This window comes from Pelagerythrobacter marinus (assembly GCF_034375205.1).
Lineage (GTDB): Bacteria > Pseudomonadota > Alphaproteobacteria > Sphingomonadales > Sphingomonadaceae > Pelagerythrobacter > Pelagerythrobacter marinus.
Genome location: NZ_CP139719.1, coordinates 2,088,491 through 2,111,686 on the forward strand (window position 1 = coordinate 2,088,491; position 23,196 = coordinate 2,111,686).

Genomic DNA, 23,196 nt, shown 5'->3' on the forward strand with positions numbered 1-23,196 from the left:
CTGGAACGCCGGGGCGCCCCCCGCCGTTGGTGGGGTAACAGGAGCCCCCGCCGCTGGCGGGGCAAGAAGGAGATCGACCATGACCGAGCGCCAGTCGCGCCATCCCGACAACGACCTGATCGACGAACTGACCGAGGGCGAAACCCCCTCGCAGCAAAGCTCCGCCGGGGGCGAGGTCAATCGCCGGGTCGGCAAGCGGGGCGAGGAAGCCCGCGCGACCGATCCCGAGAACCGCGAGCCGGTCGTCGGCTCGGACAACCCGGGCGAAGACGCGAAGAAGGGGCCGAAGACGCGGGCCGCGATCCAGCGGGACCGCGAGAGCTGACGCCGGCCGGCGCGGCGCGCGCTCAGGCCTTCGCCGCCACCCGGCGCAGCGCGTTGACGTAACTGTCCACCGGCTGCGCGCCGGGGACCAGGAACTTGCCCGCGATCACCATCGCCGGCACCCCGGTGATGTTGAGGTCGAGCGCCTGGCGCTGTTCCGCGCGCACCCGCGCGGCCAGCGCCGCGTCGTCCAGCGCGGCGCGGGCGGCCGCGCGGTCGAACCCGGCTTCCTCCGCCACGTCGAGCAGGACGTCCTCGTCGCCGATCGGCCGGCGGTGATGGAAGTGCGCGGCGAACAGCGCGAGCTTGAGCGCGCCCTGGCGTTCCGGCCCGGCGCTGTCGAGCGCCCAGGCGAGCAGGCGGTGCGCGGCAAAGGTGTTCCACATCATTGCCGGGGGCGGTTCCCCGTCCCCCTGCCATTCGAGCGAGACGCCGGCCTCCTGCGCCATCGCGCGCATCTGCTCGCGCACGGCCTGCCCCTCGGCCGCGCTGCGCCCGTACTTGCGGCGCAAGTGCGCTTCCTGTTCCTCGCCCTCGGGCGGCATGTCGGGGTTGAGCTCGAACGGGCGCCAGCGGATCTCGGCGGCAATCTCGCCCTCGAGCCGGTCCAGCGCCTGGCGCAGGTTGCCCCAGCCGACCAGGCACCACGGGCACATGACATCGGACCAGATATCGATCGTCAGCGTCTTCATCGGGAAATCCACCATTCGAGGAGATGATGCGCGATCGCGTGCGGCGGCGGCGCGCCGAAGGGCGCATCGGCCGCCCCGTCGAGCGCCGCGGCGACCTGTTCGCGCGCGAACCAGCGCACGTCGGCCAGCTCGGTCTCGTCGATCGTCACCGCGTCATCGTCGGCATGGGCGTGGCAACCGATCATCAGCTGGCTGGGAAAAGGCCAGGGCTGGCTGGCGATATAAGTCACGTCGCGCACGCGCACCCCCGATTCCTCCAGCACTTCGCGCGCCACGGCCTCCTCGATGCTCTCGCCCGGCTCGACGAACCCGGCCAGCGCCGAATAGCGTCCCTCCGGCCAGCCCAGCCCGCGGCCCAGCATCAGCCGCCCGGAATGTTCGACCAGCATGATCGTGACCGGGTCGGTCCGCGGGAACTGCGGGGCGCCGCAGCCGCCGCTGTCCGCCACGCAGTCGCGCTGCCAGCCGCCCTTGGCGATCCGCGTCGGCCCGCCGCAGGCCGGGCAGAACCGGTGCCGGGCGTGCCAGTCGACCAGGCTGCGCGCGCCGCCGTAGAGCGCCAGGTCTTCGGGCGAGAGCGCGGCCATCAGGTTCCACAGTTGCGGGTTCGCCATGCGCGGGCGCGGATCGCCCTGCGGCGGCACGGCGGCGAAGCAGGCGCGGCCCGTGCCCCCGCCTTCCCCCCGGTCGAAGCCGAGGAAGACCAGTTCCGCATCCTCGGGCGCATCGGCCAGCGTGCCCCAGGCGAGCCGCCCGTCGCCGTCCAGCGCGGGCATCATCCCGTCGAGCGCGAGGAGCCGCGCGCGCCAGTTCATGTGGCCGGCCAGCGCCTCCCGGTCGGCACGCACGTTGTCCGCCCGGTCGAGCGCGCAGCCGGTGAAGGCCAGCACCTTGTCTGCCGCCTGAACCCTCACCCCTGCGCCCTCATCCCTGGGCCGTCGCCATGCCCGCGAGGTCCTTCACCACCGCGGCGGGGAAGGCGCCGTGGATCGGATAGGCTTCCGACGGCATGTACTGCGTGAACAGCGCGGCGCGCAGGCCCCGGCGCAAGTCGGCGAAGGCGACGGTGCCCGCGGCCCCGCCCCAGCCGAACGTGCCCGCCTGGTCGCCCAGCCCGACGCGCCCGCCGGCGCCGAAGCCCGACCCCTCGGCGAATGTGCCGCGGGTGCTGACCCCGTCGGGCAGGAGGTTCGAGGTACCGAGCCGCACCGCCGCCTCGCTCAGCACGCGCTTGCCGCCGACCTGGCCATATCCGACCAGCATTTGCAGGAACCGGTCGTAATCGCGCGGGCTCGAGACCAGCCCGGCCCCGCCGAAGGGGAACGCAGGCGCATCGAGGAAGACCGAGACGCGCGCCGGGTCGAGCGGCACGAGGCGCCCGTTCATCACGCCGTAGTTGGTCGTCAGCCGCCCCGCTTCGCCCGGCGGCACGCGGAACCAGGTGCTCGTCATCCCCAGCGGATCGAACAGGCGTTCCTTCAGGAACACGTCGAAGGGCTTGCCCGCGACGACCTCGATCACGCGGCCGAGCAGGTCGAGCGAGACCGAGTAGCTCCAGCGCGTGCCCGGCTGCGCGACCAGCGGCAAGCGGGCGAGGTTGTCGGCGAAGGCTTCGAGGCTCGCGGCCGGCTCGCCCCGGCCGAAGACCGCGCCCAGCGGCAGCCGGGTCACCTGCCCGGGAACCGCGCCCGCGCGCTCGTAAGCGGCCCTGATCGGCCCTTTCTGGACGATCGAGTAGCCGAGCCCGGCGGTATGGGTGAGCAGGTGGCGGATCGTGATCGGCCGTTCGGCCGGTTCGAGGTCGGTGATCGACCCGTCGTAGGTCTTCTGCACCTTCATGTCGGCAAAAGCGGGCAGGATCTCCGCCAGCGGCTGGTCGAGGGCCAGCCGGTCGTCCTCGATCAGCGCCATCGCCGCCATGCCGGTGATCGGCTTGGTCATCGAATAGATCCGGTAAAGGCTGTCGATCCCCGCCGGCGCCGCCTGGCCGATTGCCAGCGTGCCGCGCGCGATCACGTCGGGCGCGCGCTGCTGCCAGCCGAGCACGGCGACCATGTTCGCCACCTTGCGGGCGGATACGTGCTCTTCCGCCAGCGCGATGACCGACGGCCAGTGCCCGGCATGGGCCAGGGCGGCGCGCCCGAACGGCAGGCCGGCCAGCGTCGCGCCCGCGCCCAGCATCGCCCCGCCCCGCAGCAGCGCACGCCGCGACAGCGCCGCAGTCTCGATCGTTCTCGATCCCATCGAACGGTCCCTTTTCGCCATCGGTTGCCTGCCGGTGTGCGGCATCGCGCCTGAACGGTCAATTGCCCCTTGCGGCACCGCGCTGTATTGCCAATACAGGACACATGCTGAACCTGCTTTCCATCCTCTTCGGGATCGTCGCGCTCGTGATCGTGATCCCCTCCACGATCCCCCTGCTCGGCTGGGGCAACTGGTTCGCCCTGCCGATCGTCGTGGTCGGCATCGGGGTGGGCGCGCTCTCTTCGTCCAACGGCGGGCGCAATTTCTGCCTGATCGTCTTCGCCATCGCGGTGATCCGCCTGATGCTGGGCGGCGGCATTATCTGACCGGGCCGTCATCTGATCGGGCCGTCCGGGCGTTCGCGATCGCGGCGGTGCGTGCGCGCCCCCGCCCGGGAACGCGGCTCTGGCGCCAAGTGAGATTTGGCGCCAAGTGAAACTTCAAGTGAGATTGATGGATTTCCCGCCAAAAACCCTCAACCACGGTTGAGTTTTTCCGGCACGAGGCCTTGCGGTCGCGCGCGATCGCCTGCCCCGCCCTGCTCCGGAAAAGGCGCCGCTCAGCCCGCCCTGGCGCGGCGCGCGGCCTTGGCGAAGAGGGTCGGCAGGCCCGCCGCGTCCAGCGCATCGAGCGGCCACCATTCCCCCTCCCCCGGCGGTGCCGCGCCGCCTTCCAGCACCATGACCTGCAGCTCGAGATCGAAATGGGTGAAGCCGTGGCGCACCGCGCCCGCCGGACGCCACGCGCCCGCCACCGGCGGTGTGCCGTCGCCGCCGGCCCGCGCGGACCAGCCGTCATCGGGCAGCGCGCGCATCCCGCCGAGCATTCCCCGGCCCGGCCGGCGCACCAGCCAGACGTGTCCGTCGCGCTCGATCCACCAGGCCGTGCCGGTGCGCGCGGGCTTCGCCTTCTTCGGTGCCTTGCGCGGGAAGCGCGCCGGATCGCCGGTGCGCCGGCCGGCACATGGCGCCGCCAGCGGGCAGCGCGGGCAGCGGGGCTCGCGCGCGGTGCAGATACCGGCGCCGAGATCCATCATCGCCTGCGCGAAATCGCCGGCTCGCGCCGCGGGCGCGATTGCCCCGGTCGCCGCGCGGATCGCCTTGCGCGCGCCGGGCAGGACCTCCTCCACCGCGAAGAGCCGGGCGACCACCCGCTCGACATTGGCATCGACCACCACCGCGCGCCGGCCGAAGGCGATCGCGGCGATCGCCGCCGCGGTATAGTCGCCGATCCCCGGCAGGGCGCGCAGGCCCGCCTCGGTATCGGGAAAGCCGCCCCGTTCGGCGACGGCGCGGGCGCATTTCACCAGGTTGCGCGCCCGCGAGTAATAGCCCAGCCCCGCCCAGGCGGCCATGACCTCCTCCTGCGGCGCATCGGCGAGCGCCTCCACGGTCGGCCAGCGGCGGGTGAATTCGGCGAAATAGGGCTTTACCGCGGCGACCGTCGTCTGCTGCAGCATCACTTCGGACAGCCACACGCGATAGGGTGCCGGCGGCGGCTCGCCCGGCGGGGCACGCCAGGGGAGCGCGCGAGCATGGCGGTCGTACCAGGCAAGCAGGAGGCTCGCCACGTCCGTTCCCGATCTCTCCCCGCTGGCAGTCACGCCCCGCCTATGGCATGGGCATGGGCGCAATGGAACGGGACGGCAAGCCAGCAACCTCGCGCGCCAGGCCGCGCACTTACGAACGGCCGCGGGGCGGGCCCGCGCGCCAGATCGCGGACCTCATGCCGCAGATCGGCCGCACCGCCTTCCGCCGCTTCGGCTTCGTCCAGTCGAGCGTGGTCACCCGCTGGCCCGAAATCGTCGGGGAGCAGCACGCCCGCGTGTGCATGCCGGAAGCGATCCGGTTTCCCCCGGGAGAGAAAGCGGAAGGGATCCTGCAACTGGTGGTCCTGCCGGCCCATGCCCCGCTGATCCAGCACGTGATCCCCGAGATCATGGAGCGGGTGAACCGTTTCTTCGGCTACAAGGCGGTATCGCGGGTCAAGCTGCGGCAGGGGGAGGTCAGGCCGCCGCGTGGCCACGAACGGGCCAAGGCGCCGCCTTCGCTCAAGCCGATCCCGATGGAACTGGGCGACAGCCTGCGCGACATCGGCGACCCGGAGCTGCGGACCGTGCTCGAATCGCTCGCCCGCAGCCTGGGCGGCAAGGAGGAAGAGGAATCATGAAGCTTTCACGCCTCGCCCGTTCGGGCATGGTCGCGGCCGCCGCCCTGCTGGCGCTGGGCAATGCGGGCAACTGGAACACCCGCGTGGTGGAAGAGGACGGCGCGCACCGGATCGGCAACCCCGATGCCAAGATCCACATGATCGCCTTCGTCAGCTATACCTGCCCGGCCTGCGCGCGCTTCGCGACCGAGGGCGATCCCGCGCTCCAGCTCGCCTATGTCGGCCCGGGGCGGGTCGAGCTCGAAGTCCAGCCGATGATCCGCAATTCGGCCGACCTCGTGGCGACGATGCTGGCCGGGTGCGGCGCCCCGTCGAAATTCATGCGCAACCACACGCTGATCATGCACAAGCAGGGCGAATGGCTCGATCGCTACGTCGGCGCGACCGGCGCCCAGCGCGCCCGCTGGCAGAGCGGCAGCCAGCCTTCGCGCCGGCGCGCGATCGCTTCCGATCTGGGCTTCTACAAGCTGATGGAAAGCCGCGGCTATTCCCGGGTCGAGATCGATCGCTGCCTGGCCGACGACGCGGCCGCCCGGGCGCTGATCGCCAGCAGCCAGGCCGCGGCGCTGAAGCACGACGTGCACGGCACGCCCAGTTTCGTGGTGGACGGGGTGACCCTGGCCGGCACGCACGACTGGTCGATGCTGTCCCCCCAGCTCGCGGCCCGTTTCTAGCCGCGCGCGCGATGCCGGGAACCTGTGGAAAGGGGCCCGGCCCGCTTCAATCCCGCCCCCGCTTGGTATAGCTTCGTTCAATTCCGCCCAGGACCAGGCCCAAAGGACCAGGATTGCCATGACCACGCTTCGCCAGATCGCCCTCGCCTCGTTCACCGCGCCGCTCGCGCTCGGCCTTGCCGCGTGCGGATCGCAGCCGGCCGACGGGGAGGCGCCCGAAGGCGAGCCGGTCGAGAACGTGGCCCCGCCCGAAGGCACCGAATGGGTCGACACGGTCACCGTGACCGAGGCCGACGGCTACCTGATGGGCAACCCCGACGCGCCGATCAAGCTGATCGAATACGGCTCGCTCACTTGCGGCGCCTGCGCCAATTTCGCGGCCACCGGGATCGAGCCGCTGAAGGAAGAATACGTCGCCACCGGCCGCGTCAGCTACGAATTGCGCAACCAGATCCACAACGCCTTCGACCTCACCCTCGCCCGCCTCGTGCGGTGCGGCGCGCCGGAAAGCTATCACCCGCTGTCCGAACAGGTCTGGCTCAACCTGCCCAGCCTGATGGAAGGGGCGCAGGCCGATCCGCAGGCGCTCGACGCGGCGATGCAGCAGCCGGAAGACCAGCGCTTCGTCGCGGTCGCCGAAGCCGCCGGGTTCCTCGATTTCTTCGCCGCCCGCGGGGTCAGCCGCGACCAGGCGCGCCAGTGCCTGTCCGATGCCGATTCGGTGGAGGCGATCGTGACCAATTCCGACACCCAGTCGCAGGAACTGAACGTGACCGGGACGCCGACATTCATCATCAACGGCCGCAATGTCGGCACGCAGAGCTGGGCGACGCTGGAACCCATGCTTCAGAACGCCGGCGCGAGGTAAGCCGCCGCGCGGGAGGGGGAGCAAGGGAACGGCGATGCAGATCAGGCGGCTCCGGCTCAGCGGTTTCAAGAGCTTCGTCGAGCCTGCGACCCTGACCATCGAGCCCGGCCTGACCGGCGTCGTCGGCCCCAACGGCTGCGGCAAGTCCAACCTGCTCGAGGCGATCCGCTGGGTCATGGGCGAGAACTCGCCCCGATCGATGCGCTCGGGCGGGATGGAAGACGTGATCTTCGCCGGCACCGCCAGCCGCCCGCCGCGCGACTTCGCCGAAGTCTCTCTCCAGGCAGAAGCCGACGACGGCAGCGATTTCGAGGTCATGCGCCGGATCGAACGCGGGGCGGGCAGCGCCTATCGCGTCAACGGCAAGGACGTGCGGGCCAAGGATGTCGCGCTGACTTTCGCCGACGCGGCCACCGGGGCGCACAGCCCGGCGCTGGTCAGCCAGGGCAAGATCGCCCAGGTGATCGCGGCCAAGCCGGCCGAGCGGCGCATGATGCTGGAGGAAGCGGCCGGCATTGCCGGGCTCCACGTCCGCCGCCGCGACGCGGAAAGCAAGCTGCGCCAGACCGAGACAAACCTCGCCCGGCTGGAAGACCTGATGGCGGGGCTCGATTCGCAGATCGCTTCGCTGCGCCGGCAGGCCCGGCAGGCGGAACGCTATACCCGCCTTTCGGACGAGATCCGCGTGGCGGAGGCGCGCCTGCTCTTCGCGCGCTGGCGCGATGCCGCCGCCGCGGCGGAGGCGGCGCGCGGCGAGGCCCGGGCCGCAGAGACGCGCGTGGCCGAGGCCCAGGCGGCGAGCGACGCGGCGCAGAAGGCGCAACACGCCGCCGCCCGCACGCTGGCCGAGGCGCGCGACGAACTGGCCGACCGGCGCGACGACGCCTCCGCCCACGGGCACCGCATGGCCGCGCTCGCCAGCCAGCTGGAAGCGGCCGAGCAGCGGCTGGCCGACCTCGACCGGCAGAAGGCGCGGCTGGAGGAAGACCGGGCCGATGCCGACCGCCTGACGCGCGACGCGGCCGAGGCGCTCGCCCGGCTGGAGAAGGAACTGGCCGCCAACGAGACAGCCCTGGCCGGGGCGGAGGAAGCGCGCCCCGCGCTCGCCCGCCGGCTGGAGGACAGCGAAAGCGCAGGGCGCGCGGCCGAACTCGCGCTGGCGCGCGCGACCGCCGACCACGCCGGAGTGGAGGCCGAGTGGCGCGTGGCCGAGGCGGCGATCGAACAGGCGCGCGGACGGCTCGATCGGCTCGACGGGGAGGCCCGGCGGCAGGAGGCGGCGCGCGCCGCGCTGGCCGAAGCGGGCGATCCGGAAGCCGCGGTGGAAAACGCGCGCGCGGCGGCGGAACGCGCCGGGCAGGAACTGGCCGCCCTTCGCGCGGCGCTCGACCAGCGGCGTGCGCGGAAAGAGAGCCTTCAGGGCGCGCGCGACGAGGCGGCGAGCGCGCTTGCCTCCGCCCGCGCGGAGCTGGCGGGGACGGAACGCGAATGGACCGCGCTCAAGCGCGACCGCGAAGCGCGCGAGCGCCAGGCCGCCGGGCGCAAGGGACGGCCGGCCGCGCTCGACAAGGTGCGCGCGGCCCGCGGCTACGAACGGGCGCTGGCGGCGGTGCTCGGGCGCGATGCCCGGGCCCCGCTGGGGGAGGCGGAAGGCGACGGCCGCTTCTGGACCGGCGGCGCGCCCCCCGACCCGGTGGCGGGCGCCCTCGCGCGCCACGTTCCCGATTGCCCGCCCGAACTGGCCGCCCGCCTCGCGCTGGTCCATGTCGCCGAGGCCGACGACGGGCGCGCGCTGGGCCCGGGCGAATGGCTGGTGACCACGGCCGGCCACTTGCGCCGCTGGGACGGGTTCGTCGCGCGCGGCGAAGGGGCCGCCGAAGCCGCCCGGCTGGAGGCTGAAAACCGCTTCGCCGAGCTGGAAAGCCAGCTCCCCGGCTTGCGCGCGGCGGTCGAAAAGGCCGAAGCCGCGCAAGCCGCGGCGCAGGACGAGCTGGCCACGCTCCAGCGCGAACTCGTCGCCGCCGAGCGCGAAATCGCCGAGGCGGGCGAGCGCGAGCGGCAGGCCTTGCGCGCACTCGACCAGGCGGAAGGGGAGCGCGAGCGGCTCGCCGCGCGGCGCGCCGAGCTGGAGGAAGCCGCGGGCGAACTGGCCGAACAGCGCGCCCAGGCCGCCGCCGAGCTGGCCGGCGCACAGGAGCGCAAGGACGCCCTGCCCGACCCGGCGACCGGCCGGGCCACGCTGGAGGCGGCCCAGGCGAAGAACGAGGCCGCCCGCTCCGCCCAGCAGGCCGCCGCGGCCGAACTCGCCGCGCACGACCAGTCCCTGGCGGTCGCACGCGAACGAACCGCCGCCCAGCGCAGCGACATGGCCGGCTGGCAGGCGCGCGCGGGCGAGGCGGCGCAACGCCTTTCGGGCATGGAGCAGCGGTTCGAGGAGATCGCCCAGGAACGCGCCGTTACCGCGGCCAAACCCGAAGGGCTGATGCGCGAGATCGAACAGGGCGATGTCGTGCGCGAACGGCTGGGGAAGGCGCTGGCGGCGGCGGAATCGGCCGTGGCCACGGCGCAGGAAGCGGCCGAAGCCGCCGACCGCGCCTTTGCCGAAGCGAACGAGGCGCTCGCCGCGGCGCGCGAGAACCGCGCCGCCCTGGCCGCCCGGGCGGAGAACGAGGAGGCCCGCCGCGGCGAGATGGCGCGCCTGTCGGGCGAGCGTTTCCAGTGCCCGCCGCCCCTGCTCGCCGGCCGGTTCGACTTCGACGAGGGCGACGTCGGCGATTCGCCGGCCGAGGCCGAGGCGCTCGAACGCCTGACCGCCAGCCGCGAGCGGATCGGCCCGGTCAACCTCGTCGCGGCCGAGGAACTGGCGAAGATCGAGGAAGAACACGGCAACAGCGCGGCCGAACAGGCCGAGCTGGCCGAGGCGGTCGCCCGCCTGCGCGGTTCGATCGGCAACCTCAACCGCGAGGGGCGCGAACGGCTGCGCGCCGCCTTCGAGCAGGTCGATACCCATTTCCGGCGCCTGTTCACCCGCCTGTTCGAAGGGGGGCAGGCGCACCTCGCGCTGGTCGACAGCGACGACCCGCTGGAAGCCGGGCTGGAGATCTTCGCCCAGCCGCCGGGCAAGCGGCTGCAATCGCTGACCCTGCTTTCGGGCGGCGAACAGGCGCTGACCGCGATCGCGCTGATCTTCGCCCTGTTCCTGACCAATCCCGCGCCGATCTGCGTGCTCGACGAAGTCGATGCCCCGCTCGACGATGCCAATATCGACCGCTTCTGCGACCTGCTCGACGCCATGGTGCGCGAGACCGACACCCGTTACCTGATCGTCACCCACAACGCCGTGACGATGAGCCGGATGCACCGCCTGTTCGGGGTGACAATGATCGAAAAGGGCGTCAGCCGCCTGGTCAGCGTCGATCTCGGCGGCGCGGAAGAACTGCTGGCGGCGGAGTGAGCGCGGGCGCGCTCAGGCAAGCTCGCCCGCGATCGCGGGGGCTAGCGACGCGAGCAGGAGCACGGCCATCGCGCGGTTGAACAGCCGCAGCCGCGCGCCGGTCGCCAGCCAGCGGCGCGCCTGGCGGCCGAGGACGGCCCAGGCCGAAACGCACGGCACGTTGACCGCGCCGAACACCAGCGCGACCAGCGCGACCGCCGCCATCGAGCGGTCGGCGGCGTAGAGCGTCACCGCGGTCAGCGCCATCATCCACGCCTTGGGATTGACCCACTGGAACAGCGCCGCCTGGAGAAAGGTGATCGGCTGCCCCGCCTGCTCCCCCTCCGCCGGCGGCGCGGCGGTGGCGATCTTCCACGCCAGCCAGGCGAGGTAGAGCGCGCTCACCGCCACCAGCGCCTGGCGCACCGCGGGCCAGGCCTCGAACACGCGCGACAGGCCGAGGCCGACCAGCACCACCATGACCACGAAGCCGACCAGGATCCCGGCGAGGTGGGGCACCGTCCGGCGCAGGCCGAAATTGGCGCCGGACGCCATGACCATCAGGTTGTTCGGCCCCGGGGTGATCGAGGCGGCGAAGGCAAAGGCGACGAGGGCGAGGAGAAGATCGCTGGACATGGTCCAGGAATATTCGATTCCCCGCCGCACGGGGTTGCAAATATCCGCCGCCGGCCCGACGATATGCAACATATGCCGAAGATGGACCGCATCAACGAACGGATATTGCACGAGCTGTCGCAGGACGGGCGAATCAGCAATATCGAGCTGGCCGCGCGGGTCGGCCTGTCGCCTTCCGCCTGCCTGCGACGGGTCCAGGAGCTCGAGCAGTCGGGCGTGATCCGCGGCTATCGCGCAGTGCTCGATCCGCGCAAGCTCGGCATCGGCTTCACCGCGATCGTCGCGGTCGGGCTGAACCGCCATACCAAGGCCGCGCAGGAGGATTTCGAGCGCAAGATGGCGGCGGCCCCGGAAGTGAGGGAATGCCACAACGTCGCCGGCGCGGTGGAGTATTTCCTCCGCGTCGAGGCGGCCGATCTCGCGGCCTACAAGCGGTTCCACACCGAGACGCTGGGAACCGTCGAACAGGTCCAGTCGATCACGTCCTATGTCGTCATGGGTTCGCCCAAGGACTTGCGCGCCTGAACCGGGCGCGCGCGGGGCGGCCGGCGGTCAGTCCGACAGGGCCGCGGCCAGGTCGTCGCGCACGGCGCGCAGGCGCGCGGCCAGTTCGGCCGGCGGCGGCGCGGTTTCGCCCCGGGCGAGCGGGGCCTTTCCAGCCGCCTCGCGATCGCCACCCTTCAGCGCGGCCAGCGCGCCTTTCAGCGTATAGCCTTCGCGGTTGACCAGCCGGTCGATCCGTTCGACCAGCGCGACGTCTTCCGGCCGGTAATAGCGGCGCCCCCCGCTGCGCTTGAGCGGGCGGAGCATGGGAAACTGCTGTTCCCAGTATCGCAGGACGTGCGGCTTTATGCCCAGCGCCTGGCCGACCTCGCCGATGGTCCTGAGCGCGCCCGCATCCTTGCCATCGTCGAATTCCGCCGCCATCGTTTCAGCCTTTCGCGATCCTGTCCTTGAGGAGCTGGCTTGCGCGGAATGTGATCACGCGCCGCGGCGTGATCGGCACTTCCACCCCCGTCTTGGGGTTGCGCCCGATCCGTTCCTTCTTGTCGCGTAGCACGAAGCTGCCGAAGCCCGAAATCTTCACGTTTTCGCCATCGGCCATCGCCCCGCACATGTGCGCGAGGATCGATTCGACGAGATCGAGCGACTCGGCGCGCGACAATCCCATCTTGCGATTGATCGTTTCCGCGAGATCGGCGCGTGTCAGCGTGCCCACCGAACGCATCATGCGGCATTCTCCTCCATCGCGACCCGATTTCGGACTCTGCGCGCCCTAACGATGATATCGCGCCTTCGCAACGTGTTGCAGGCCAAACGACGAAATTGGCCGACCGGCGTCGGGCATTACAGCCTGACCAGGCTGGCACCCCAGGTGAAGCCGCCGCCCATCGCCTCGAACATCACGAGGTCGCCCGGCCTGATCCGCCCGTCGCGCACCCCGGCGTCGAACGCCAGCGGGACCGAGGCGGCCGAGGTGTTCGCGTGGCGATCGACCGTCACGATCACCTTTTCCGACGGCAGGCCCAGCTTGCGCGCCGTCGCGTCGAGAATGCGGGCATTGGCCTGGTGCGGCACGACCCAGTCGATATCGGCGGGGACGAAACCGGTCGCCGCCAGCGTTTCCTCCAGCACCGCGGCGAGGTTGACGACCGCGTGGCGGAACACCTCGCGCCCGCGCATCCGCAAGTGGCCCACGGTCTGCGTGGTCGAGGGGCCGCCATCGACGTAGAGCAGCTGGTTGTGCTCCCCATCCGCGTGGAGCTTGCAGGCGAGCACGCCGGGGCCGTCTTCGGCCACGTCCTGCGCCTCCAGCACGATCGCGCCGGCCCCGTCGCCGAACAGGACGCACGTCGCGCGGTCCTCCCAGTCGAGGATGCGGCTGAACGTTTCGGACCCGATGACCAGCGCGCGCTTCGCCATGCCGCTGCGCAGCATCGAATCGGCGGTCGCCAGCGCGTAGAGGAAGCCGGAGCAGACCGCCCCGACATCGAACGCGATCCCGCCGTTGCAGCCCAGCGCGTGCTGGACGATCGTGGCCGTGGCGGGGAAAGTCTGGTCGGGCGTGGCGGTGGCCAGCACGATCAGGTCGATATCCTTCGCCTCGATCCCCGCCGCCTCGAGCGCCTTGCGCGAAGCCTCGATCGCGAGGGACGACGTCGTCTCGTCGTCTTCGGCGATGTAGCGCTGGCGAATGCCCGTCCGCTCGACGATCCATTCGTCGCTGGTATCGACGCGCTCGGCCAGTTCGGCGTTGGTCACCGCCGTGCGCGGAAGCGCCGACCCGCTGCCCCTGATCTGCGAACGGATCACTTGGCATCCCCCGGCTGCCCGCCGGTGCGCAGGCGCGCTTCGCCGAGCGCCGCGAGATCGGTGCTGATGCGGTTGGTCAGGTCGTCCTCCAGCAGGCGCGCGGCCACGGTCACGGCATTGGCCACCCCGGCGGCATTGGCGCTGCCGTGGCTTTTCACGACGACCCCGTTGAGGCCGAGGAAAACCGCGCCGTTGTGATTGTTGGGGTCGAGATGGTGCTTGAGCAGTTCGGTCGCCGGGCGCGAGACGAGGAAGCCGATCTTCGAGCGCAGCGAGCTGGTGAACGCGCTGCGCAGCAGGTCGGTGACGAAGCGCGCCGCCCCCTCGATCGCCTTCAGCGCGATATTGCCGGAAAAGCCGTCGGTGACGACCACGTCCACTTCGCCGCGATTGATCTTGTCGCTTTCCACGAAGCCGTCGAACGAGAGGGCGAGGCCGGTCGCGGCCTGGAGCTGCGCCGCGGCGACGCGCAGCGCGTCGGTGCCCTTGGTTTCCTCGGTCCCGATGTTCAGCAGGCGCACGCGCGGTTCGGCAAGCCCGGTGACGATGCGCGAATAGGCCGCGCCCATGATCGCGAACTGGACCAGGTTGCGGGCATCGGCCTCGGTATTGGCGCCGAGATCGAGCATGATCACGTCGTTGTCGCCCAGCGTCGGCATCAGCGCGGCCAGCGCCGGGCGGTCGATCCCCGGCAGGGTGCGCAGGGCCAGCTTGCTCATCGCCATCAGCGCGCCGGTATTGCCCGCGCTGACCGCGGCCCCGGCATCGCCGGCCTTCACCGCGTTGACCGCGAGGCCCATCGAGGTCGTGCGGGCACGGCGAAGCGCCTGGGTCGGCTTTTCCTCGCCGCCCACGACATCGTCGCAATGCAGGATCTCGGATGCGTCGCGCATCCCCGGGTGGGTATCGAGCGCGGCCTTGATCCGCGCCTCGTCCCCCACCAGCAGGAACTTGAACCGGTCATGGCGGCGGCGGGCGAGCGCCGCGCCTTCGACCATGACGCGCACGCCCTCGTCGCCGCCCATCGCGTCGACGGCGATACGCGGCAGGCTCATGACGTTCCCCGGCCGGCCGTCAGAGGCCGACGGCGATGACTTCGCGGCCGTTGTAGTGCCCGCAGTGCGGGCAGAGGTTGTGCGGACGCTTCAGCTCGCCGCAGTTCGAGCATTCGTGGAATGCCTCGACCTTCAGCGAATCGTGCGCGCGACGGTTGCCGCGGCGATGGGGCGATACTTTTCTCTTCGGGACAGCCATTGCGGCACCTGTTCCAGTAAAATCCGTGTGTTGCGGGCCGCTCTAGGCCAAGGTCCGGCAACGCACAAGCGCGCGCGTAATCGTGGACCCGGCCATGGCGGGAAGGCGCGCCCTATAGCGCATATTCGCGCGGTTGCAAGCGGCGTCGCGGGCCGCGGCCCGGCGATTGGCCGTTGCCCGCCCCGCGCGGCGTCCGTAACACCGCGGCAAGGCCGGGGCCAGCCCATGCCGCGGGTACCGGCCGGGCGACAGGACACGAAGGGGGAGACGCCACGATGATACTTCCGGTAACCTTGAGCGCGGTGGCCGCCGCGGTGATCGTCAATATCTGGCTGGGCCTGCGCGTCGCCGCACTGCGGCGCGCATTCAAGGTCTCGATCGGCGACGGCGGGCACGAGCCGCTTTCGCGCCGGATGCGCGCGCAGCTCAACTTCGCGGAGAACGTGCCGATCACGCTGCTGCTGATCGCGGTGCTGGAAATCGGGGGGATCGGCGGGGGCTGGCTGGCCTATGTCGCCGGCGCCTTCATCCTCGCGCGGGTCGCCCACGGCTTCGGGATGGACGGGGGCAAGGCCCAGGCCGGGCGCGTCGTCGGCGTGCTGGTGACGATCGCGGTCCAGCTGCTTCTGGCCGGCGTCGCCGTGGGCGTGATGCTGCGCCAGTTCTAGCCGGGCGGCGGGGCGCCCCGGCCCGGCCGGGCGCCCGCCGCCTGGTGCGGCTCAGGCCAGGGCGGCGTCGCCGACGAAGGCATTGGTGCGCCGTTCGTGGCCGAAGGTGCTGGTCGGGCCGTGGCCGGGAATGAAGGTCACCTCGTCGCCCAGCGGCCAGAGCTTGCCGGTGATCGCGTCGATCAGGTCCTGGTGGTTGCCGCGCGGGAAATCGGTCCGCCCGATCGAACCCTTGAACAGGACATCGCCGACGATCGCGAAGCGGCTCGGCGCGTGGTGGAACACGACGTGCCCCGGCGTGTGGCCGGGGCAGTGAATCACGTCCAGCGTGAGGTCGCCCACGGTCACCGTGTCGCCATCGTCGAGCCACCGGTCTGGCTCGAAGCTCCTCGCCTCCATGCCCCATTGCCGCCCGTCGTCGTCGAGCCGGGCGATCCAGAACCGGTCTTCCTCGTGCGGGCCCTCGATCGGCAGGCCCAGTTCCTGTGCCAGGACCCCGGCCTGCCCGCAGTGATCGAGATGGCCGTGCGTGATCAGCAGCTTTTCCAGCGTCACCCCGGCCCTGGCCACCCCGGCCTTGAGCTTGTCGAGATCGCCGCCCGGATCGACCAGCGCCCCGCGCATCGTCCTGGTGCACCAGATCAGCGAACAGTTCTGCTGCAGGGGCGTGACGGGCATGATCGCGGCCCGCATCGGCGGCTGGGTATCACTATCGGTCATCTGCGCGAGATGGCGGGGAACAGGGCCGGTTGCAAGCGGCGCGTCGGCGCGGTTCCATCCTGCCCGGCGCCCGGCGGCCGGCCCCTCCGGCAGCCGCTGGCGCGGCTGCCGCCTCCCCACCGCGAGTCGCCGGGGAGGGGCCGGCTCACACCCGCCCGCCCTTCCACACGACGCGGCCGATCACCTCGATCTCCTCGCGCGCGAGGTCGATCGGGGGATAGGCCTCGTTCTCGCTGACCAGCTTGACCCGGCCCGGCGCGGCCGCCTGGAGCCGCTTGACGTGGAGCGCGTCGCCGATCCGCACGACGTGGATCCCCTCCCCCCCGCGCTTGTGCCGGTCGACGAAGATCTCGTCGCCCGAGCGCAGGAGCGGCTCCATCGAATCGCCCTCGACCCGGATCGCGGTGAGATCGGCGCCTTCCAGCCCCATCTCGCGCAGCCAGCGGCGCGAGAAGCGGAAGGCGTCGAACGGGATTTCGCGCGCGCCGAGCGCCCCGGACCCGGCCGAGGCATCGAGCGACAGCCGCGGCACCTCGATCCAGTCGCCCCGGACCGGCGCGGAAACTTGCGGATAGGATTTATCCTCCGGCGCACCGAGGTCCGATTCGGGCACGCCGAAGAATTCGGCCAGGGTCCGCCGGTCGCGTTCCTCCAGCTTGCGCGGGCTGCCCTTGCGCACGAATTGCTGGAGGTAGGTGGGGTTGCGGCCGATCAGGTGGGACAGGCCGGCCAGGCTCGCCCCGCGTTCGCGGGCAAGCTCCAGCAGGCGCTGTCGCGCGTCGCTCATGCCGATGATCGCCCCGGTGACATTTTTCCTTCCTAGACGATGTATTTTTCCTAGACAAGTAGGATTTGAAATGGAACGAATCGGGAACACCGCCCGATTCGCCACACCAGCCACGGGGAGAGCCATGCTGATCCGTTCCGTCGAGAAGTTCCTTCGCGCCCATGCCATCGCGCCCACCAGCTTCGGCCGCCTCGCCGCGCAGGACCCGCGCCTCGTCCTCGACCTGAGGAACGGGCGCGAGCCGCGCGGCGTCATGGAGGCGCGCATCCGCGGCTTCATGGCCGGGTACGAGGCCGCGCGGGAGACCGGCCGTGCTGCATGATCGCCATCCCCCCGAAACCCCGCGTCCGGCCCCGCGCCCGGTCCGGCGCACGAACGCCGACCGCCTGCGCGCCGCGCTGCGCGCGCTGGCCGCCGAGCAGGGCCAGGTCCGCCGCCACGCGGAGAAAGCCTGGGCCAGCATCACTTTCGAGGGTGCGCGCCACACGCTGGAAATCGACTTCGACGGGGCCGGGGCGGTCGCCGCGGCCGAGCATTTCATCGCCGAGTTGCCCGAGCACGAGTTCGCCATTCCCGGCCAGATCGTCGCCGAGGCCCGCGTGACGCGGGTCGATCACGCCCTGCTGCCGCATCCGCGCCTGTCGCTGGAATGCGAGCTCCTGCTGCTGGAGGATGCATGATCACGCTCTATCCGCGCCGCCGGGCGCCCCGCGGGTGGATTCCCGCCCGCGCGCCGGCATCCGCCCAGCCCCCGGTCCCGGCCCATCCCCCGGCGATGGTCCAGCCACCGGCGCGATCAGCCGCCGCGCCGGACGACGAGGTTGCGGATCTCGCTCATGTCCTCGATCGCGAAGCGGATCCCCTCGCGCCCGAGGCCCGAATCCTTGACCCCGCCGTAAGGCATGTTGTCCACGCGGTAGCTGGGCACGTCGTTGACGATCACCCCGCCCACCTCCAGCCGGTCCCAGGCATCGAACATCCTGAAAAGGTCGCGGGTGAAGACCCCGGCCTGGAGGCCGAACTCGCTGCGGTTCACCTCGTCCAGCGCGGCATCGAAATCGGAGAACGGCTGCAGGATCGCGAGCGGGCCGAAGGCTTCCTCGTTCAGCGCGCGCGCGTCGCGATCGACGTTCTCGAGCAGGGTCGCCTCCAGCATGTTGCCTTCGCGCCCGCCGCCGCACAGCAGCCGCGCCCCGCCCTCGACCGCTTCGTCGATCCAGCCTTTCAGCCGGCAGGCCTCGTCCTCGGAGATCATCGGGCCGATGAAGGTTTCCCGGTCCTTCGGGTCGCCGGCCCTGAGCGTGCGGGTCTTGTCCACCAGCATGTCGCGGAAGCGGCCGTAGATGTCCTCGTGGATCAGGATACGCTGCACCCCGATGCAGCTCTGCCCCGACTGGTAGAAGGCGCCGAAGACGATCCTTTCCAGCGCATCGTCGAGATCGGCGTCGCGATCGACCACCACCGCGGCGTTGCCGCCGAGTTCGAGCACGACCTTCTTCTTCCCCGCGCGCGCCTTCAGCGCCCAGCCGACCTTGGGCGAACCGGTGAAGCTGAGCAGTTTCAGCCGCTCGTCCTCGGTGAACAGGTCCGCCCCGTCGCGGCTGGCGGGCAGGATCGAGAACGCCCCTTCGGGCAGCACGTCGCATTCGGCCAGGACTTCGCCGACGATCAGCGCGCCCAGCGGGGTCTTGCTCGCCGGTTTCATCACGAAAGGGCAGCCGATGGCGATGGCCGGGGCGATCTTGTGCGCGGCGAGGTTCAGCGGGAAGTTGAACGGCGAGATGAAGCTGCACGGCCCGATCGGGTATCGTTTCCACATCGACTGGTAGCCGCGGGCCCGCTCCGAGATGTCGAGCGGCATGACCTCGCCGTAATTTCGGACCGCTTCCTCCGCCGCGATGCGGAAGGTGTCGATCAGGCGGGTGACTTCGCCCTCGCTGTCGCGGATCGGCTTGCCGGCTTCGACGCACAGGGCATGGGCGAGCTCGTCGAAACGCTCGCGGAAGCGATCGACGCAGTGCTGCAGCACGCCCTGGCGCTCGAACGCGGCGAGGCGCGCCATCGGCCCGGCCGCGCGCACCGCCCCGGCGATCGCCGCGTCGATGATCTCCGGCGTGGCGAGCGCGGTGCGAAAGGCGACCTCGCCGGAGTACTTGTCGGTCACGGCGAGATCGGCGTTCGGCTGCTGCGGCCGGTTGTTCAGGTAGAGCGGGTAAGTCTCGTGGAGCGTGGGCGTGGGCATGGGAATCGGGTCCTCCTCCCCCAACAATCCCGCCGGCGGGCGAAAGGTCCGGCCCTGCCGCCCGTCAGTATCCGCGCGCGGGGTCGAAGATCGGCTCCAGCGGCTCGCCGGCGACGAACCGGTGGCAATTGGCCAGGAAGCGCTCGGCCGAACGGGCGAACATCTTCGATTGCGCCCGCCCGGAAAGGTGCATCGTCACATGGGCATTGTCGAGCCGCCACAGCGGGTGATCGGCGGGCAGCGGCTCGGGCGTCGTCACGTCGAGGAACGCGCCGCCGATCCGCCGTTCCTCCAGCGCGGCGACAAGCGCGTCCTGGTCCACCACCGCGCCGCGCGCGATGTTCACCAGGACGGCATCCGCCTTCATCGCGGCGAGTTCGGTCGCGCCGATCATCGCGTCGGTTTCCGGCGTCGCGGGCACGGCCAGGATCACCCAGTCGAACTCGCCCAGCCGCACGCGCCATTCGTCGGGGCCCAGCACCCCTTCCCCACCCGAACGGCGGACGACCGATACCTCGACCCCGAAGGCTTCCAGCCGCGGCCTGATCAACCGGCCGATCGCGCCATAGCCCAGCAGCAGCGCCCGGCTGCCCGCCAGTTCGCGCTTGCCCGGCGAATCGGCCAGCCATTCGCGCCGGTCCTGCGCGCGCACGACCTCGCGGTAGCCCTTGGCCATGGTCAGCATCCCCATCGCGACATATTCGGCGATCGTGATCGCGTTGATGCCCGCGCCATTGGTGATCGTGACCCCGCGCCGCTGCAGCAGGTCGAGCGGCAGGAAATCGAGCCCGGCGTAGATCGAGCTGAGCCAGCGCAGCTTCTCCGCCCGCCGGACCGCCTCGGCCATCGGCTCTTTCGCGTCGAGGTCGAACCAGCCGATCTCCGCCTCGGGCGCAAGCGCGTGAAGCTCCTCGACCGAGGTGTACCAGCGCGGCTCGATCCCCGCCGGCAACTTGCCCTCCACCAACGGCCGGACAAGCCCGGATAGCACGGCAACGGTCATTGGCTTCGCTCCTTCGATTCGTTGGCGGGTGGATCGGCGCTCAAGTCCTCCCCATCGGCTTGCGATGGGGAGGTGGCAGCCGCGCCAGCGGCTGACGGAGGGGCCTTCTTCCCCATCGCCATCAGCCGTTCCTCCACCAAGGCCAGAATTCCTTCGGCAACCTGCACCGCGTCGGTCATCACCTCTCTGGCAGGAATGCGAAGCGTTTCGACCCGGCGCTCGCGCAGCCAAGCGTCGCGATCTTCGTCGCGAGCAGGCCTGTCGCCCATGTCGTGCGCCAGGCCGTCGATTTCGATCGCAAGGTTGGCCCGCGCGCAGAAGAAATCGAGAGCATATGGACCGGCGGCGTGCTGCTTGCGGAAACGAATGCCGCGCGGCGAGCCGCGTATTTGCTGCCACAGGAGTATTTCCGGCAGCGACATTTCACGGCGCAGGCGTTTCGCGCGCGCGACGGTGCGTTTGGGTTTGGCGGGGCGGTTCAAGGCCCCCCTCCACCACTCGCTTCGCGAGCGGTCCCCCTCCCCATCGCAAGACGATGGGGAGGACTGGTGCCGGCCTCGATCGTTCCTCCCCAACGACTTGCGTTGGGGAGGTGGCAGCCGCCCAAGCGGCTGACGGAGGGGCCTTCCCTCACAGCTTCCAGTCCCAGCCGAGCGGATCGCCGTCCATTACCTCCACGCCTTTCGCGGACAGTTCGTCGCGGATCGCGTCCGAAGTCGTGAAATCCTTGGCCGCGCGCGCTTCCTTGCGGCGGATCAGTTCAGCCTCGATTTCCTCTTCGGTGACGGTGGCGTCCCGGGGCCGCAGCCGCAAGTCGCCGCGCGAGAGGTCGAACAGGCTGAGGCCGAGCACCGCGTCCATCTCCTCGATCACCGCGCGCTTCGCGCCGGCATCGACTTTCTTGACCGCGAGCGCCTCTTCCAGCGCGACGAGCGCGATCGGGGTGTTCAGGTCATCGGCCATGGCGGCGGCGAATTTCTCGCGCATCGGGGCGAACCTGGGATGGTCGGGAGCGCCCGAGGCGGCATCCTTCAGCCGCTCGACCGCCATGACGATCCGCTTCAGCCGCGTCATTGCGGCGCCCAGCCCTTCCCAGCCGAATTCCAGCTCGCTGCGGTAATGCGCCTGGAGGCACATCATCCGGTAGGCGAGCGGGTGGTAGCCCCTGTCGATCAGCAGTTGCAGCCGCAGGAACTCGCCCGACGACTTGCTCATCTTGCCGCTGCGCTCGACCAAGAAGTTGTTGTGCATCCAGATCTTCGCACCCGAATTGGTGGCTTCGGACAGGCCGCCGCAGCCGCAGAAGGCCTGGTTCTGCGCTATCTCGTTCGGATGGTGGATCTCGCGGTGGTCGATCCCGCCGGTGTGGATGTCGAACGGGAAGCCGAGCAGCTTCTCGCCCATGACCGAGCATTCGAGATGCCAGCCCGGCGCGCCCCTGCCCCAGGGCGAATCCCATTCCATCTGCCGCCTTTCGCCCGGCGGCGTCCTGCGCCAGATCGCGAAATCGGCCGGATTGCGCTTGCCCTCGACCGTCTCGATCCGGCCTTCGCCTTCTTCGGTGACCGCGCGGGCCAGCCTTCCGTAATCCTCGACGGTCGACACGTCGAAGTAGAGCCCGCTGTCGAGCTCGTAGCAGTGCCGGTCGGCGATCGACTTCGCGAAATCGATCATCTCGTCGATATAGTCGGTCGCCACCGACCACTTGGCGGGTTCGCGGATGTTGAGCGCCTTCACGTCGGCCCAGTAAGCCTCGGTATAGTGCTTCGCGATGTCCCAGATGGACTGGGCCTTTTCCGCGGCCATCTTCTCCATCTTGTCCTCGCCCGCGTCGCCGTCGTCGGTCAGGTGGCCGACATCGGTGATGTTGATAACGTGGGTCAGGTCGTAACCCTTCCACGAGAGCGTGCGGCCGAGCACGTCGGCGAAGACATAGGCGCGCATGTTGCCGATATGCGGGTAATTGTAGACCGTCGGCCCGCAGGAATAGACGCGCGCCTCGCCGGGATGGACGGGAACGAATTCCTCAAGCTCGCGGGTGAGCGAGTTGAACAGCATGAGCGGCGTTTCGGTCATGGCGAGCCTGATACAGTCGCGTCACCGCAGCGCAAGCCGCGAGCGGGGGCGGGGATTACCACCCTTCCCAGCGCAAGCTCTCTTCCAGCGGCGCGCGGGCGACCGGGAAACGGTTCACCGGCGCATCCGGGTCGCGATAGCCGACGGCAAGGCCGCAGAAGAACGTGTGATCCTCGGGGATATCGACCACCTCGCGGATCTGCGGGGAATAGACCGCCCAGGCTTCCTGCGCGCAGGAATCGAGCCCTTCTTCGCGCAGGAGCAGCATGATCGTCTGCAGCCACATGCCGATATCGCTCCATTGCGGCGGGCCCATGTATCGCGGGGTGTGGACCAGCATCAGCACCGGCGCCCCGAAAGCGCGGAAATTGTTGGCGAACCAGGCCAGGCGCTGCGCCTTGTCCTCGCGCGCGATCTCGAGCGCGCCGTACATGTCCTCCCCCACCCCGCGGCGGCGCGCTTCGTAGGGGCCGTCGAGTTCGGGCGGATAGATGTGGTACTCGGGCGCATGGGCGGCGCGCCCCTTGGGAAACTCCCGCGCGATCCGGTCGAACAGGCGCTGCATCGGCGCGCCCGTCAGCACGATCCCGTGCCACGGCTGCGTGTTCCCGCCCGACGGCGCGCGCTGCGCTTTTTCAAGAATGCGGGTGAGCGTCTCGCGATCGACCGGCTTGTCGAGAAACGCACGCACCGAGCGGCGGCTGGCGATGGCTTCTAATACGTTCACTATTGACTTCCTCCCAGAACGTTCTAGAGCTATTTCGAACGTTCTGGAGGTTTTATGCGAACGATCGAAATTTCGACCGATGTGTTCTCGCTGATTTGGGCGGCGCGTCAACCGGGCGAAGAGACTGAGGACCAGATATTGAAGAGGATGCTCGGTTCGCCTCAAGTCAGGTCACAGCGGCTCGCTGAACCCAGGCAGTCAGCGTCAAAATCGAAAGGAAACAAAGTGCGTTGGAGAGACGATATTGTAGAGGCCTTGGGTCGCTTGGGTGGCGAGGCAGACCTTCATGAGATTTATCGTGCGGTCACAGAAATCCGTCAGAAAGCAGGCAGGTCTCTTCCTGCATCAATCGACGCCGTCATCCGA

The 23,196-nt window shown here is 70.3% G+C and carries 27 protein-coding genes; 10 read left to right on the forward strand and 17 right to left on the reverse strand.

Annotated elements, in window-relative coordinates; genetic code table 11:
- Positions 1–79 precede the first annotated feature (79 nt).
- On the forward strand, positions 80–325 hold the full coding sequence (locus T8T98_RS10245) for a hypothetical protein (protein ID WP_251105256.1): 246 nt from the start codon (positions 80–82) through the stop codon (positions 323–325).
- 22 nt (positions 326–347) lie between these two features.
- On the opposite strand, the gene T8T98_RS10250 is transcribed toward T8T98_RS10245, so the two are convergent.
- From T8T98_RS10250 to T8T98_RS10260, 3 genes are read right to left on the reverse strand one after another with little or no spacing between them, the layout of a single operon-like run.
- Complete coding sequence (locus tag T8T98_RS10250; RefSeq protein WP_251105255.1) at positions 348–1,016, reverse strand: DsbA family oxidoreductase; 669 nt, start codon at positions 1,014–1,016, stop codon at positions 348–350.
- Positions 1,013–1,930, reverse strand: a complete 918-nt coding sequence (gene nudC / locus T8T98_RS10255; protein WP_407675026.1) for an NAD(+) diphosphatase — start codon at positions 1,928–1,930, stop codon at positions 1,013–1,015. Before nudC ends, T8T98_RS10250 begins: the two co-directional genes overlap by 4 nt.
- A 10-nt stretch (positions 1,931–1,940) precedes the next feature.
- Entirely contained in the window at positions 1,941–3,260 is a 1,320-nt protein-coding gene (locus tag T8T98_RS10260) for a serine hydrolase domain-containing protein (protein WP_251105254.1), read from the reverse strand.
- 104 nt (positions 3,261–3,364) lie between these two features.
- On the opposite strand from T8T98_RS10260, the gene T8T98_RS10265 reads away from it, so the two are divergent.
- Positions 3,365–3,586 (forward strand): hypothetical protein, encoded by a 222-nt coding sequence (locus T8T98_RS10265; RefSeq protein WP_160733711.1) that lies wholly within the window; start codon positions 3,365–3,367, stop codon positions 3,584–3,586.
- A gap of 233 nt (positions 3,587–3,819) precedes the next feature.
- On the opposite strand, the gene T8T98_RS10270 is transcribed toward T8T98_RS10265, so the two are convergent.
- Positions 3,820–4,830, reverse strand: a complete 1,011-nt coding sequence (locus tag T8T98_RS10270) for an A/G-specific adenine glycosylase (protein WP_251105253.1) — start codon at positions 4,828–4,830, stop codon at positions 3,820–3,822.
- 62 nt (positions 4,831–4,892) lie between these two features.
- On the opposite strand from T8T98_RS10270, the gene T8T98_RS10275 reads away from it, so the two are divergent.
- The 4 genes from T8T98_RS10275 to T8T98_RS10290 all read left to right on the forward strand — a co-directional run bounded on the left by T8T98_RS10275 (position 4,893) and on the right by T8T98_RS10290 (position 10,425).
- Positions 4,893–5,429, forward strand: coding sequence for a DUF721 domain-containing protein (locus T8T98_RS10275; RefSeq protein WP_237487040.1), 537 nt, complete (start codon positions 4,893–4,895; stop codon positions 5,427–5,429).
- Positions 5,426–6,103, forward strand: coding sequence for a DsbA family protein (locus tag T8T98_RS10280; protein ID WP_251105252.1), 678 nt, complete (start codon positions 5,426–5,428; stop codon positions 6,101–6,103). Before T8T98_RS10275 ends, T8T98_RS10280 begins: the two co-directional genes overlap by 4 nt.
- 118 nt (positions 6,104–6,221) lie before the next feature.
- On the forward strand, positions 6,222–6,971 hold the full coding sequence (locus T8T98_RS10285; protein WP_160733715.1) for a thioredoxin domain-containing protein: 750 nt from the start codon (positions 6,222–6,224) through the stop codon (positions 6,969–6,971).
- 34 nt (positions 6,972–7,005) lie between these two features.
- Entirely contained in the window at positions 7,006–10,425 is a 3,420-nt protein-coding gene (locus T8T98_RS10290; RefSeq protein WP_251105251.1) for a chromosome segregation SMC family protein, read from the forward strand.
- A 12-nt stretch (positions 10,426–10,437) separates the two neighbouring features.
- Here the strand turns inward: T8T98_RS10290 and T8T98_RS10295 are convergent, their stop codons facing one another.
- Positions 10,438–11,040 (reverse strand): LysE family translocator, encoded by a 603-nt coding sequence (locus T8T98_RS10295; RefSeq protein ID WP_251105250.1) that lies wholly within the window; start codon positions 11,038–11,040, stop codon positions 10,438–10,440.
- Positions 11,041–11,112: 72 nt separating this feature from the next.
- On the opposite strand from T8T98_RS10295, the gene T8T98_RS10300 reads away from it, so the two are divergent.
- Positions 11,113–11,565, forward strand: a complete 453-nt coding sequence (locus T8T98_RS10300; RefSeq protein ID WP_251105249.1) for an Lrp/AsnC family transcriptional regulator — start codon at positions 11,113–11,115, stop codon at positions 11,563–11,565.
- 27 nt (positions 11,566–11,592) lie between these two features.
- Here the strand turns inward: T8T98_RS10300 and T8T98_RS10305 are convergent, their stop codons facing one another.
- From T8T98_RS10305 to rpmF, 5 genes are all read right to left on the reverse strand, one after another.
- Complete coding sequence (locus T8T98_RS10305) at positions 11,593–11,967, reverse strand: MerR family transcriptional regulator (RefSeq protein WP_251105248.1); 375 nt, start codon at positions 11,965–11,967, stop codon at positions 11,593–11,595.
- A gap of 4 nt (positions 11,968–11,971) precedes the next feature.
- Positions 11,972–12,271, reverse strand: coding sequence for an integration host factor subunit alpha (locus tag T8T98_RS10310; protein ID WP_202389054.1), 300 nt, complete (start codon positions 12,269–12,271; stop codon positions 11,972–11,974).
- Positions 12,272–12,387: 116 nt separating this feature from the next.
- A complete protein-coding gene (locus tag T8T98_RS10315; RefSeq protein WP_160733720.1) occupies positions 12,388–13,353 on the reverse strand; it encodes a beta-ketoacyl-ACP synthase III in 966 nt (321 codons plus the stop codon).
- Entirely contained in the window at positions 13,350–14,408 is a 1,059-nt protein-coding gene (gene plsX, locus T8T98_RS10320; protein WP_160733721.1) for a phosphate acyltransferase PlsX, read from the reverse strand. The genes T8T98_RS10315 and plsX overlap by 4 nt, the downstream gene beginning before the upstream one ends.
- Before the next feature lie 19 nt (positions 14,409–14,427).
- Positions 14,428–14,607: a 50S ribosomal protein L32 gene (rpmF, locus tag T8T98_RS10325; protein ID WP_047806539.1), complete on the reverse strand. Its 180-nt coding sequence runs from the start codon at positions 14,605–14,607 to the stop codon at positions 14,428–14,430.
- 275 nt (positions 14,608–14,882) lie between these two features.
- Here rpmF and T8T98_RS10330 point away from each other — a divergent pair, with 275 nt between their 5' ends.
- Positions 14,883–15,275 carry an MAPEG family protein gene (locus tag T8T98_RS10330; protein ID WP_251105247.1) on the forward strand — a complete coding sequence of 131 codons (393 nt, stop codon included), beginning with the start codon at positions 14,883–14,885 and terminating at the stop codon, positions 15,273–15,275.
- A gap of 51 nt (positions 15,276–15,326) precedes the next feature.
- On the opposite strand, the gene T8T98_RS10335 is transcribed toward T8T98_RS10330, so the two are convergent.
- Positions 15,327–15,968 carry an MBL fold metallo-hydrolase gene (locus T8T98_RS10335; RefSeq protein ID WP_160733968.1) on the reverse strand — a complete coding sequence of 214 codons (642 nt, stop codon included), beginning with the start codon at positions 15,966–15,968 and terminating at the stop codon, positions 15,327–15,329.
- Between the two features lie 172 nt (positions 15,969–16,140).
- Positions 16,141–16,782 carry a S24 family peptidase gene (locus T8T98_RS10340; protein ID WP_251105246.1) on the reverse strand — a complete coding sequence of 214 codons (642 nt, stop codon included), beginning with the start codon at positions 16,780–16,782 and terminating at the stop codon, positions 16,141–16,143.
- 124 nt (positions 16,783–16,906) lie between these two features.
- Between T8T98_RS10340 and T8T98_RS10345 the strand changes: the two genes are divergently transcribed.
- Together T8T98_RS10345 and T8T98_RS10350 are read left to right on the forward strand one after the other, a co-directional pair.
- Positions 16,907–17,104: a hypothetical protein gene (locus tag T8T98_RS10345; RefSeq protein WP_160733724.1), complete on the forward strand. Its 198-nt coding sequence runs from the start codon at positions 16,907–16,909 to the stop codon at positions 17,102–17,104.
- A complete protein-coding gene (locus T8T98_RS10350) occupies positions 17,094–17,462 on the forward strand; it encodes a hypothetical protein (RefSeq protein ID WP_251105245.1) in 369 nt (122 codons plus the stop codon). The genes T8T98_RS10345 and T8T98_RS10350 overlap by 11 nt, the downstream gene beginning before the upstream one ends.
- 116 nt (positions 17,463–17,578) lie before the next feature.
- Here the strand turns inward: T8T98_RS10350 and T8T98_RS10355 are convergent, their stop codons facing one another.
- The 5 genes from T8T98_RS10355 to T8T98_RS10375 form a co-directional block, all read right to left on the reverse strand.
- The gene (locus T8T98_RS10355; protein WP_322295663.1) at positions 17,579–19,024 is read right to left on the reverse strand and encodes an aldehyde dehydrogenase family protein; all 1,446 of its coding nucleotides are present in this window, start codon (positions 19,022–19,024) and stop codon (positions 17,579–17,581) included.
- A 64-nt stretch (positions 19,025–19,088) separates the two neighbouring features.
- Positions 19,089–20,027, reverse strand: coding sequence for a D-2-hydroxyacid dehydrogenase (locus T8T98_RS10360; protein WP_251105243.1), 939 nt, complete (start codon positions 20,025–20,027; stop codon positions 19,089–19,091).
- On the reverse strand, positions 20,024–20,509 hold the full coding sequence (locus tag T8T98_RS10365) for an endonuclease domain-containing protein (RefSeq protein ID WP_251105242.1): 486 nt from the start codon (positions 20,507–20,509) through the stop codon (positions 20,024–20,026). Before T8T98_RS10365 ends, T8T98_RS10360 begins: the two co-directional genes overlap by 4 nt.
- A gap of 148 nt (positions 20,510–20,657) precedes the next feature.
- Positions 20,658–22,103, reverse strand: coding sequence for a cysteine--tRNA ligase (gene cysS / locus T8T98_RS10370; RefSeq protein ID WP_251105241.1), 1,446 nt, complete (start codon positions 22,101–22,103; stop codon positions 20,658–20,660).
- Between the two features lie 55 nt (positions 22,104–22,158).
- The gene (locus T8T98_RS10375; RefSeq protein ID WP_251105240.1) at positions 22,159–22,830 is read right to left on the reverse strand and encodes a nitroreductase; all 672 of its coding nucleotides are present in this window, start codon (positions 22,828–22,830) and stop codon (positions 22,159–22,161) included.
- Between the last annotated feature and the right edge of the window lie 366 nt (positions 22,831–23,196).